Here is a 14,728-nt window from a genome sequence, read left to right on the forward strand (position 1 = left end):
AGTCACTCTTAGCAATTGTTTCTATTTCGAAAGTTATTTAAATTTATTATATATTGTTCTTAAGATTTTCTGATTTTTCTCAGCATATCCTGGGTTAATCATCTCAAAGTGATTTCCAAAACCTTCATATATCAGGAATTCTCCTGTGGTATTTTTGCGCCATCCATCTCTCGTATCTTCTATACCTGGAATTAAATAGTTATCTCCTGCTTTTATAAAATGTATATCAGCCTTTATTGTACCTTCAATAACCAGTTCATTGATATAACCTTCATATCCTTCTACCTTATCAGCGATATTTTCTATTACAACTTCACTATTTAAATTTTTTGCAAAAGCTCCATCTGCCTTTAATGCGTTTATCATATTATCTACGCTCATTTGAATATCTTCCTTTTTCAAGTTTCCTTTTCTATCTTTTTTATAGGAATCAAACAAAATGACATCTGAAACTTCATAACCTCGTTTTTCTAGCTCCTTCGCTACTTCAAAGGCTACATTTCCACCAGCAGAGTAACCTAACAGCATATAAGGTCCTTCTTTTTGAACACTGCAAAGTAACCTTACATAGTGATCCATTGCATCTTTTCCTTCTATAAAGTTTAATGCATATACAGATGAATCTTTAATCAAATTGGATAAATATTTATAAGAAATTCCATATCCAATTATCGGTGGGAATAAGAATATATTTTTCTCCTTCTTTTCATTTAAGAGAATAAGTGCTTGTTCCACGCTATTATCTTTAAGTTCTCCAGAAAACTGCATTTTAGAAATACATGATGCAATATGCCTTATGGTAGGATTTTCAAAAACTTCTTTTAAAGGTAGTTCTATATTAAATTCCTTGTGCACTTTAGACACCATAATAATAGCTTTCAAAGAATCTCCACCTATTTTAAAGAAGTCATCTACAATTCCGATATTTTCTACCCCTAAGATCTCATACCATATTTTCACCATTTTTTCTTCTATCAAACCTATAGGTGCTACATAAACAGCTCTCTCTATCTTTTCTTCTTGCAGATCATGAATCGGTATTTCTAACAAAGCTCGTCCAGTGTAATATTTTAGTGGAAGTAGCTGATTTTTATAAAGCAATTTTTCCTCATTTACAAGCTCTATATCCCAATCATAGCTCTCTTCATAATCTTTGCTTTCTACTGCAGCAGCTACATATTCTGAAGCAATCTTTCCCACTCCGACTATTTCTTCTATATTTTCACTCTCAATTACTTGCTGCTGTTCTCCTATTTTTTCTGTTTCTATTTCTTTCTGCTCAACTTTAACGTATCCTTGGTTATAATAAAAATCGATGTAATCTATAGCATCTGGTATCTCTTCAATTGAAAGCTTGAATTCTGTATAGGTTTTGTTTTCTTCTTTTTTCTTCCATTTTGTTTTTTCAATGAATTCCAAAAACGGCTTGTTCTTTGCAGTTGGATAATATCGTGCTTCGATGGTAGTTATATCTTTTTCTAAACAGTATCTTTTCAAGCCTGTCATTATTGCATTTTCAATTCCTCTTGCTAATACTCTACAGCTTAATAAAAAGGTATCTATATATAGGGTCTTTGCTTCTTCTTTGGTAATCACAACTCCTACCAAGCCATATTCTCCGAATCGATCTGCTACTTCTACCACCCAGCAGGTCATATTTTCTTCTGCTATAAGAGTTTCTAACTCTATTTCTGTTCTTCGTATTGTACTTAAGTTGAATTGGTTTGTTCTTTGAGTAAGTTGAGCTACTCTAGAATATTGATCTTTTTCCAGTAGTTTCATACTCATTTTTAACTTTAATCCTTCTAGAAAAGCACTTAAGGAAAGTCCAGTTTCAGAAGCAAGCTGTCGTTTTCTTTCTTGCATATACATCTGAGTTCTATTTAGATCTTCTTTGGTTACCTTAAATCTGTCTAAAGCCCAAACATGTCTCAAATATCGTGTAATTTTCTTTTCTTCCTTTGGTAATTGTAAAGTTAATACCTGAGGACAGTTAGTCATTACCTCTGCACATTCCATAGGGCTATCATCGATAAAAATAAAACTATCCACTCCTAAATTAAGTGCTGTAGCCAGTTCCTTTATATTTTCTGATTTTGCCTTCCAGTTAATTCTCCATTCTATGAAATGTTCTTTTTTCAAAATCATTCCTGGATTCTTCTCAAACACTTCCCAGACATCTTCTTCATTATTTTTACTGCATATAGCCAAAAGCATTCCTTCTCTATTCTTTTGAAGAAGTAATTTTTGAAGATTTTTATAAGGTTCCTCTACTTTCACTCCTAGAGTTCCATCTTCTCCGCAAACACCTTTCCACAAAGTATTATCACAGTCTACTACAATTACTTTAAACGGCTGCTTTTTCCAACTATAAATTTTTCTTGCAATATCGGTTCCCATGGCTGCATAATAGCTATCACTAAAAGGAAGATGTCCTGCCTTATCTTTTACTGGATCAAAAATCTCTTGAATACTATAATTATTACCTAACTCCGTAAAATCTATGAGGTGTATATTTTCCTGTTCTTTCAAGGCTTCTCTCCATCTCACATTTAAAACCTCAAGATAATTAAGCACTACCTCGCTATGTTTTAGATGGGTAGACAAAGGAAATACCCCTACAAAGTACGGAATTTCTCTATTTTTATTTTTCAGTACTTCTATAAATTCCGTGAAGGTCCTTTCTAGTTTCTTGCATTTTTCCACATCATTATTCTTGTCATCCCTTATCCAGTCTTCCATTCGTACAAGAAGAAGGTTTAATCCCTTATTAGTAGAAAGTAAACTTGTAGGAGTAAGCAATTCCTGGAACACTTGATTATATGCCGCAAATTCCACCTGAATTTGCTGACCAAACTGTCTTCCCCACCATTGAACATATTCTTTAATAGGTTCCGATGTAAAAGTAGCACTTACAGCTAAGGAAATTGTTTCTTCTGTTCCTTTTACAGTTTTTTTCTGTCTTTTTTCTAACTGTGCTTTTTCTTCTTTTTCAAACAATTCTATCTCAGCTATTCTTTGTTTAGGATTTTTTAAAAAAGTATTCATGAGACTATTAAAATGCTGTATAAATCTCTTCATTGTTTCTTCTTTATATAAATTTATATTGTATTGCAGATAACCCTTTAATTCTCCTTTCTCACTCATATAGAAATCCACTTTAAAATCTAAAGGTACTGTTTCATTTTTCAAGCTATAGCTTGTAAATTTAAGCCCCTGGATCTCCCAGTTTAAATTATTATCAATTTCATTGTGGAAAATCATCATGGTATCAAAAATAGGATTTCTAGAACGATCTCTTACTGCATTAACTTTCTCCACTATTTTTTCGAAAGGATATTCCTGGTTGTCATATACTTCTGTAATATTGTAATTCATTTCCTCCAAGAATTCTTCAAAGCTTTGATTCTTATCAATATTAGCTTTAATAGGAAGGAAGTTTGCAAACATCCCCATAATCCTGTCTAGATCCATATGTCTTCTTCCTGCTACCAGAGATCCCATTACAATCTCCTCTTGGTCACTGTACTTATTCAAAAGTATACTGTACATAGAAAGTAACACCATATTTAAAGTACTTCTCTTTTCTTTTGCAAGATTATTTAATGCTTCTACTGTTTCACTAGAAACCTCAAAAGAAAGATTTCTCCCTTCAAAGGTTAGATTTTCTGGTCTTTCAAAGTCCAAAGGCATATTTAACGGCTCTATTACTTTCTTGAAAGCTTCAGTCCAATATCCCTCCTGCTCTGTCAACTTCTTTGATACAAGAGATGAGTTCTGCCATACTGCAAAATCTTTATATTGTAGTTTTAACTCTGGTAGTTCTTTTCCTTCATATAACTCTACAAATTCCTGCATCAGAATTCCCATAGAAACTCCATCGGATATAATATGGTGAAGATCTACCATTAACTTGTAGCTTTCATCCTCTTCTTTAACTAACTTTACTCTCAAAAGTGGAGTTTTACTTAAGTCAAAAGGTTGTACAAAATCAGCTGATATCTTCTGGACTTTCTCTTCAATAAGTTTTGCAATCTCATTTTCCTCTTTAATATCCTTTTCTAAAAGTGTCAAAATATCAATATACTCTACTTCAAAATCAATTTTTTCCTTAACCTTTTGTACTACCTCTCCTTCCTTCATTTCAAAGGAAGTTCTCAAAGCTTCATGCCTTTCTATTAGCTTTTTAAAGGTGCTTTCTATTCTTTCATTATCTAGCTTTCCTTTAATCTGCATACCAAAAGACATATTGTAACTTGTACTATCTATATTAGATTGATGTAATGCAAAAAGTCTTTTTTGTGCAGAAGATACAGGATACCATTCTTGCTTGTCTGCTTTTTGTATTGATAAATATTGGCTTTCTTTTGCGTATTTTATATAATCCGCAAGGCCTTCCATAGTAGGAGCTTTAAAAATCTCTTTCAAAGGTACTTCAACATTGAAGCTTTGATGAATTTTTGCTACAAGATTTGCAGCTTTTAAGGAGTGTCCCCCTAATTCAAAGAAATTATCCTTCATTCCTACTCTTTCTAAGCCCAAAGCTTCTTGCCATAATGTCGCCAGTTTTTCTTCCATTTTATTTTTTGGTGCTACATAGGCTTTATTGCTCACTATACCTTCTTTTGGCTCTGGAAGCATTTTTCTATCTACTTTCCCGTTAGACGTTAATGGAATTTTCTCTAGTTGCACAAAATAAGCAGGAATCATATAATCTGGCAACTTTAGAGATAAATGCGCTCTTAGTTCTGCTACGGAAAGTTCTCTTTCTGAAACTATATATCCGCACAAATATCCGTCTCCGCTAGCTTCTGCCTTGTGCAACACCACAACATCCTTTATATCTTTTAGCCTTAGCAGTTGAGTTTCTATTTCACCCAATTCAATTCTAAAGCCTCTGATCTTAACCTGTTGATCAATTCTTCCTAAATATTCAAGCTCTCCATTGGACAGCACCCTTGCCAAATCCCCGGAACGATAGAGTCGTTCTCCTTTTACATATGGATTCTGAACAAACTTTTCCTCTGTCAGTTCAACTCTATTTAAATACCCTCTTCCAACACCATCGCCACCTACACATATTTCTCCAGGTACACCTAATGGTTGCAATTTCATATTTTTATCCATGATATACATGCTCAACGTAGGAATCGGTTTTCCAATATTACTGATATTTTTTTCTATTTCTTCTTCCCTAATTTTTTTAAAAGTAACATGAACAGTGGTCTCCGTTATTCCATACATGTTTATCAGTTCTGTGTTAGGATATTTTTCTCTCCAAGCCTTTAACATACCTGGCTTTAAGGCTTCTCCTCCAAAGATTATATAGCGGAGGCTTAATTCTTTTTTAAGCACTTTCTCTTCTTCATTACACAAATTATAAAAAGCAGTTGGTGTTTGATTAAGCACTGTAACTTTTTCTTTCTTCAGTAGCTGTAAAAACTCTTTAGTATTTTGTGCTACTTCCTTTTTAACAATCACCAATTTCCCACCATACAATAGAGCTCCATAAATTTCCCAAACTGAAAAATCAAAACACATAGAATGAAACATAGTCCAAGTATCTGCCTCAGTGAAATCAAAAAGCATTTTTTCATTTTTCATAAGTCGAACCACATTTTTGTGTTCAATCATGGCGCCTTTTGGCTTTCCTGTAGAACCTGAGGTGTAGATAATATAAGCTAAATCTTCTGTTGTATTTATGGATACTGGATTTTTCTTATTTATACTGTAACTTTCTTCTTCATCCAGATAAACTTTTTCACCTTCAAAAACCACATCATTGTTGACAGAGTGCATTGTAAGTACTATGTTAATCTTACTATCCTCCATCATGTATTGAATTCTATCCTTTGGATAAGTAGGATCCATTGGCAAATATGCTCCTCCTGCCTTTAAAGTTCCAATCATTCCTATAATAATTTCTATAGATCGATCTATCTGAATTCCCACTATGCTATCTGCTTTTACCCCTTTTTCTCTAAGACGGTACGCAAGTTGATTTGCCCTTTCATTTAGCTCTCGATAGGTTATACTCTTCTCTCCACATATCACTGCTATTTGATCCGGCACTCTTTCTGCTTGTTCTTCAAATAGTTTTTGGATTGTTTTTTTCTTTGGATATTCTACTTCTCTATTATCTAATAAAGATATTAGCTTTCTTTCTTCTACTTCTAAAAGCAGATTAATTTCTGATATTTTCTTATCTTTATCCTCTATAATTTCTTCTATAAGCTTTATAAAATGTTCCTTCATTCTTTCTATTGTTTCTCTTTTAAATAGCTTAGTTGAATATTCAATATCCATATATAATCCATCCTGTGCTTCCATAGCAGAAAGAGTTAAATCGAATTTGGATATTCTTTTTTCTAATTCATAAGGCGAGAAGGTAATTCCTTCTACTTCTATCTTCTCTTCCTCTCCACTTTGCATAACAAATACCGTATCAAAAATTGGATTTCTACTAATATCTCTTCTTATTTCTACCTTTTCTACCAATTCTTCAAATTGATACTGCTCGTGTTCATAAGCTTCTATTGAATTTCTCTTAACATCTTCCAAAAACTCAAAGAAGGTTTTATCTCCCTCTGGAAAATTTCTCATTGCTAAAGTATTTACAAACATACCTATTACATCTTGCAAATCTGCATGATTTCTTCCTGCAATAGGGGTACCTACTATAATATCCTCCTGACCACTATATTTAGCCAAAAATACATTGTATGCTGCTAATAATACAATATAAGTGGTTGCCTGACACGTTACAGCAATATCCTTTAACCTTTCCAAGCTTTCTTTATTCAGCTTAAAAGTCACTCTATCTCCTTCAAATTGCTGCATAGAAGGTCTCATATAGTCTGTAGGTAAATTCAATATAGGTATTTCTCTAGAAAACTTATCTAACCAATATTTTTCATGATCATTCATTGTATAGTCCTTAATCAACTGCTGCTGCCATACAGAATAATCTTTATATTGTATTTTCAGTGGTAGAAGTTCTTTGGAGCCATAAAGCTTAGCAAATTCTTTTATAAGTATTTCCATAGAAACACCATCAGATATAATGTGATGCATATCAAAAAGCAAAACATATTGATTTTCTGATGTGCAGAGCAATTTCACTCTAAGTAACGGTGCAACACTTAAGTCAAACGGTCTTATAAAATTTTTTGCAATAATGGCTACTTTATCTTCTTTTACTTCCATATATTCAATGTTAATTTCTACATCCTCATGAATTATTTGAACAATCTCATCTTCTAATACCTCAAAGGAGGTTCTCAAGGTACTGTGTCGTTTAATTAAGCTATTAAAAGCTTTTTCTAGCTTATCTCTATCTAACTGCCCTTGCATTCGGATTGCACCTGGCATATTGTAGCCTATACTCTCCTTTTCAAATTGATTTAGAGTAAACAGTCTTTTTTCTGCAGAGGATACAGGATAATATTGTCTTTCTTCCACAGCTTCTATAGAACTATATTCTTCCATCTTTTTATTTTGTATGTAGGTTGCTAGTTTACCTACTGTTGGCGTTTTAAAGATTTCCTTAAGAGGTACTTCTACATTAAAAACCTTATGTATTTTCGCTCCCAACAATATAGCTTTTAAGGAATGTCCTCCTAGTTCAAAGAAATTATCCATTCTTCCTATTTTTTCTTTATTCAAAACTTCGTTGAATATTCGTGAAAGCTTTTCTTCTAGTTCATTTTCTGGCGCCACATATTTTATATTTCTCTCCAAATCCTCCTCTGGCTTTGGCAATGCTTTTCTGTTTATTTTTCCATTACTAGTAAGCGGCATTTTCTCAAGCTTCATTAGATAAGTTGGAATCATATAATCTGGCAGAACCTTAGTTAATTCATCCTTTAGTACTGATGCAGTAATTTCTTTATCGCTAATAAAATAGCCGCAAAGATATTTATTTCCTGTTTCATCTTTTCGATCTATAACTATAGCTTCTTTAACAGCGTTGTGTCTTAAAATTTGGCTCTCTATCTCACCTAGCTCAATTCTGAAGCCCCTAATTTTTACTTGATTATCTATTCTACCTAAAAATTCTATATTTCCACTTGGCAACCATTTTGCTAAGTCGCCGGTTTTATATATCCTCTCGCCTTCATTAAAAGGATTTGTAATGAATTTCTCTGTGGTAAGTTCAGGTTTGTTTAAATATCCTCTTCCAACACCCTTCCCACCTATGCACAATTCTCCTGGCATTCCTACAGGTACTAAGTTATTATACTTATCCAATATATAGATTGTATAATTAGGAAGTGGTCTTCCAATAGGTACTGTCTTATCTAGTTCTGTTTCTTTACAAGGATATAAGGCGGCATTAATCGTTGTTTCTGTAGGGCCATATGCATTTATAATCTGCTTTATAGAAAAAGCATCTTTTAATCTATCATAAAGATTTTTTGAAAAAGTATCAGCACCTATAATGAAATATTCAAATTGTATGTTTTGCTTCACATCTCGACTTTCTATCATAGCTTCTGCAAAAGAAGGAACAGTATCAATTATATTAATTCTATTCTTATCTATAAATTGCCAAAACTGATTCATATTATTTCTTGTTTCTTCAGAAGGTACAAAAAGCTTTGCTCCTGAAGTTAGACATACAAATATTTGTTGTACCGATACATCAAAAGTCAATTTATAAAGTAATGCATAACGAAGGGAACTATCAAATTTACAAATGCTTTTTAGTCCTATAATCTGATTCACAATGTTTCTGTGTTCTATCAGTACGCCTTTTGGTTCACCTGTAGAACCAGAGGTATAAATTATATAAGCAAGATCTTTATCAGTGTTTACATTTTCTAAATTCTCATCTTTACCTTTATACAAAGTGGTATCTTGAAGATTAATTATCTTACCTTTAAAGCTGATTTTTTCTTTTAACTTAGGATCAGTTAATACAATTCCAACTCCACTATCTTCTAGCACATAAGTAATTCGTTCTTCTGGATACTCCGGATCTATTGGTAAATAAGCTCCCCCTGCTTTTAAAATCCCCAGAATTGCTATTATAGTCTCTACAGAACGCTCTGCTAAAATCCCTACAATTACATTGGCAGTTATCCCTGTTTCTCTAAGTTTTCTTGCAAGCTGGTTAGCTTTTTTATTGATTTCAGCATAAGTATATTCCTTTTCTTCTATAACCATAGCAAGCTTATTTGGAGTTTTTTCAACCTGCTCTTCAAAAAGCTGATGTAGTTTTTTCTCTTTATTATATTCTTCCATTTTATTGTTAGAAAATTGTAAAATCTCCTGTTTCTCTTCTGAAGAAAGCATATCTATTTCAGAAATCTTTATATCCAAAGCTTTTGTACTTTCCATTAGAATATTTGTAAAATGTTCTCCAATCTTTTCTATAGTTTCTCTCCTAAAGAGTTTTGTGCAATATTCTATACTTATTGCAATACTACCATCAATCTCCTCTGCTGATATTGTAAGGTCGAATTTGGCGATGTTATTCTTTAGAAGCTTTGGAGTAAATTTTAGTCCTTCAATGCTCTTGCTGGCCACATTCATGTTTTGCATAGAAAACATCACATCAAAAAGGGCATTTCTGCTTATATCCCTTTCAAGGTCCAACTTATTTACGAGTTCTTCAAAAGGATATTCTTGATTTTCATAAGCCTCCATTGCATTTTCTTTTACTTCTTCAAGAAATTGTCTAAAACTTTTATTCCCTATTGGAAAATTTCGCATTCCTAATGTGTTAACGAACATTCCCATGACATTTTGTAATTCATCATGTTTTCTACCAGCAATAGGACTTCCTATAATAATATCTTCTCCACCACTGTATTTAGATAATAGTATATTGCACACTGCAAGGAGGATCATGTATAAAGTAGTTCCTGTTTCTACTGCGTTATCTTTTATTTTTTTTGTACATATTGAGTCTATCTTAAAATCAATTCGATCACCTTCAAAGCTTTGAAGAGATGGTCTTGGATAATCCGTAGGAAGCTTTAAAACTGGTATTTCCCCTGAAAATTTATCTAACCAATATTTCTCTTGTTTTTTTATAGCACCTTTCCCAAAACCATCATTTTGCCATACAGCATATTCCTTATACTGAATTGGTAGTTTTACCAATTCTCTTTCTTCGTACAATTCTACAAACTCTTTCACTAAAATGTTCATAGAAATACCATCTGATATAATATGATGCATATCATAGATTAGTAAATGTTTTTCTTCTTTACATTTCACCAACATCACTCTAAGAAGCGGCGCCTTTGTAAGATCAAAGCTCTTTATAAACTCCCCAATATCATCCACCTCTTGGTATTCTGCTCTGTCAATATACTCTAAAGTAAAATCAACAATTTTGTGAATGATTTGTACCGGTTCTCCTCCAATTAATTCAAAAGAAGTTCTCAAAGCTTCATGTCTTTGAATTAAACTTCTAAAAATCGAAGATACTTTTTCTTTATCTATTTTCCCCTCTATAGTTACCGCCCCAGGCATATTATAACTGCTGCTGTCTTTTTCAAATTGTTGTAACAGGTATATCCTTTTTTGCGCAGAGGATAAAGGATATACCGCTCTTTCTTCTATTGAAGGAATAGTACTATAGTTCTTTTTCTCTAAGGCATCGATTTTTTCTGCCATTGTCCTAACTTTAGAATCCTCAAAAATATCTTTTAAAGAAAGCTCTACTTGGAAGTTTTTAAATATCTTTGACATCAATACTGTAGCTTTTAAAGAATCCCCCCCTAAAGCAAAGAAATCATCTTCTATTCCTATGTTCTTTACTGGTAGAATCTCTAATAGTATTTCTACTAACTTTTTCTCACTTTCTTTTTCCGGAGCCACATACAAAGTTTTACTTATTATTTCTTCAAAATCATTGTAAATAGGAAGCTTTAATAATTCTTCTTCAGTATAGTTTTCAATCTTCAATTCTTCACTTGAATATAATTCTTCAGCAATTTTAGTACCTATAGCAGCATAAAAAGAATCACTAAAAGGAAGATGTCCTGCTTTATCCTTTATAGGATCAAAGACTTCTTTAATAGAGCAACGTTCTGCTAAACTTGTTAAGTCTATTAATTGTATATTTTCCAAGCTATCTAGGCTTTTTTTCCATCTTATATTCAATACTTCAAGATAGCTCATAATTGTGTCATTATAATCTAAATGAGTGGAAATAGGAAATAATGCCACTAAATACGAATTATTCCTTACATTATTCTTTAAAATCTCTATACACTCTGTAAAATTACTTTCTAATTTCTTACATTTCTCCACATCACTATCAGTATTATTTCGTATCCAATCCTCAAATCGTATAAGTAAAAGCTTCTTTCCAATGCTTTTAGAAATTAAGCTTTCATCATTAAGAAGTTCTTGAAAAACTTGATTATATCCTGTGAATTCTACGCTTACCTTAGTTCCAAATTTTTTGCCCCACCACTGAATGTATTCTTTTATAGGCTCTGCAGTAAAAGTAGCACTAACAGTTAAAATTTCTTCTGTCCCTTGTTGTTGTATATTTTCTTTTTGCTTTTCTTTCAGTTTTTTCTTTTCTTCTTTTTCGAAAAGTTCTACTTCTCTTATAAGTTTATCTGGGCTTTGTAATACATTTTTTATTAAAGCACGGAAATATTTTGTAAAACTTTCCATGGTTTCTTCTCTGTAAAGTTTTTTATTATATTGAAGATAGCCATTTAACTGGCCTTTATTTCCTATATATATATCCATTTTGAAATCTAAGGATGTTCCTTGATTTCTAAGCTCTCTGCCTAAGAATTTAAGACCTTCTATTTCCCAATTCATATTTGGATCTATTTCATTATGAAAAACAAGCATCGTATCAAATATAGGATTTCTAGATAAATCTATCCTTCTATTTGTTTTTTCTACAATTTTATCAAAAGGATATTCTTGATAACTATAAGCCTCTTCCATTACTTTTTTCATATCTTTTAGAAAATCAACAAAGCTTTGATTTTCCTTTACTTTACTTACTAGTGGAAGAAAATTTGAAAACATTCCTATGACGTTTTCCAAATCAATATGATTTCTTCCAGATACCAATGAACCAATCACGATTTTCTCTTGGTCGCTATATTTATGTATCAATACAGTATAAATAGCTACCAAAAGCATGTTCATAGTAATTTTATTTTTCTTTGCTAACAAATCTAATTTCTCCACTATTTCAGAAGAAACTTCAAAACCAATAGTGTTACCTTCAAAGGTCAACTTTTCAGGCCTCTTGAAATCTAATGGCATATTTAGTGGTTCTATTGGGTCCTTAAGCTGGTTTAACCAAAAAGTCTCCTGATCTTTCATTTTTTCTGAAGCAGCTTCTGTATTCTGCCATACTGCAAAATCTTTATACTGCAGCTTCTGCTTTGGTAAGACCTTTCTTTCATAAATTCTTGCAAACTCTTGTACTAGTATCCCCATTGATACACCATCGGATATAATATGATGCATATCCAACATCAATACGTGTTTGTTCTGCTCTTCTTTTATAAGTTTTACTCTCAAAAGCGGTGCTTGTGTTAAATCAAAAGGTTGTACAAAGCCTTCCAGTACTTTTCTTTTTTCTTCTTCCGTTAAGTTTGATCCATCTAAATATTCTAACTTAAAATTCAGCTGTTCCTGTACCTTTTGCCAAATTTGCCCTTCATAAATTTCAAAGAAAGTCCTTAAGGCTTCATGTCTTTCTATAAGTACATTGAAGGCCATTTCTAATCTTTCTATTTGTAATTGGCCTTGAATTTCCATAGCAAATGACATGTTATAGTTTGTACTATCTTCATTAAATTGATTTAATATAAAAAGTCTCTTTTGCGCAGCTGATACAGGATATCTATCCATTTTTTCTACTGTTTCTATAGGTCTGTATCCGCTTTCTTTTCCATTGTCTATATATTTAGCAATTTCTTCTATTGTTGGTGCGGTAAATATTTCCTTAAGGGGTATTTCTACATTGAAGCTCTTATGTATTTCTGCAACAAGAGCTGTTGCCTTTAAGGAATGTCCTCCTAAATTAAAGAAATTACTTCTTACTCCAACTTTTCCTATACCTAATATCTTTTCCCATAAAGCTGCTATTTTTTCCTCTGTTTCATTTCTTGGTGGCACATAATCCTCTGTTATTTCCATGTTTCGCTTTAGTTCTGGCAATTCGTTTCTGTTAATTTTCCCATTAGGTGTAAGTGGCATTTCTTCTAGCTGCATAAAATATAATGGAATCATATATTCTGGAAGTTCTCTTGCCAAATACTCTCTTAATTTTGTCCTTGATATTTCTCCTTCAGCCACAATATATGCACATAGATACCCATCTTCACCTTCCGTATCTCTTGCCATTACTACTGCTTCTTTTATGTCATCATAAGTCAAAAGCTTTCCTTCTACTTCTTCTGGTTCAATTCTAAAACCTCTTATCTTAACCTGAAAATCCTTTCTTCCCATATATTCAATAGTTCCATCTTCCAATCTCCTACCCAGATCTCCAGTATGGTATATGTCACAGCTTTCTCTATCTTTATGAAAAACCGCTTCTGTTTTCTCTTTTTCTCCCCAATACCCTTTTGCAAGATACTTACTTTTAACTACAATCTCTCCTGCTCTCAAGATTCCAAGTTTCTTCCCTTTATCATTCATTATTAAAAGTTCTGTCTCTTCTGTAGGCAAACCTAAAGTGATTCCTTCAAAAATTGAATCTTTGTTAAAAAATTGTGCAGAGTTATAGGATGATTCAGATTGTCCATATAAATTCACTAAGGCTGATGTAGGAAATGATTTTTTAAAGTTTTCTACATCATATCCCCTTATACTTTCTCCACCTAATACAATAAGTCTCAGCTTTGAAAATTCTTCGTCTCCATTTAAATAATTAGTAAAATATCTATATAAAGTCGGAACAGAATGCCATATGGTAATCTCATTGTCAATAAGCCACTTGCTTACTTCTCCGATATTGATTTGCTCTCTAATGTTTAGAGGATATAGGGTTGCTCCACTTAGCAATCCCCCATATATATCCATTACCGCTGCATCATGACTAAAGGCAGAAAATAGTGTCAATCTATCCTCTTCTATGATTTTCATATCCTCTTTATAACTTTTAATAAAATGTATTACGTTCCTATGAGTTTGGACTACCCCCTTTGGCCTCCCTGTGGAACCAGAGGTATATAAAATATATGCTATTCTATCTTCATCACCATCTAAATTATCTTCTAATAGTATGTCTTGAATGGACTTTTTTGTATTAATTTTATCTATATTTAATATCTTTACCGAGTGTTTACATTGCTTAACCAAATTTTCTGCTAGTAAAATATTTCTTTCATTAGTTACAATTAGTGATGCTCCAGAATTTTCTAGCATATACAAAAGTCTCTGCTCAGGATATGTCGGGTCAAAAGGAACATAAATCTTAGAGGCCTTTAAAGCTGCAAGAGTTCCCTCTATCATGTTTATGCCATGTTCAAATAATAAGGCAACTCTTTCTACCTCTACCTTCATACTGAAAATCCAGTTTAAGTCTTGCTCTTCCGAAAATCTCCCCCCCATATTATCAGGCTGAAGTGTTTCCCTACAGTTATCCATTATCTCAAAAGCTATTTCATTTGCTTTTTCTTCTAGGACCTCATAGGTTATCTCTTTATCTAATGACTTTACTGCAATTTTTTGTGGATTTTTTTTCACTTGTTCTTCAAACATCTTTATTAACATATACGTCACT

At 32.5% G+C, this 14,728-nt stretch carries 1 protein-coding gene; it reads right to left on the reverse strand.

Annotated features, from left to right (window positions below; translation table 11 throughout):
* Positions 1 to 33: 33 nt before the first annotated feature.
* Positions 34 to 14,718: a non-ribosomal peptide synthetase gene (locus J3477_RS14200; protein WP_206870598.1), complete on the reverse strand. Its 14,685-nt coding sequence runs from the start codon at positions 14,716 to 14,718 to the stop codon at positions 34 to 36.
* Positions 14,719 to 14,728: the final 10 nt, after the last annotated feature.

It is taken from the genome of Clostridium zeae (assembly GCF_017312485.1).
In the GTDB taxonomy this organism is placed as follows: domain Bacteria; phylum Bacillota; class Clostridia; order Clostridiales; family Clostridiaceae; genus Clostridium_AR; species Clostridium_AR zeae.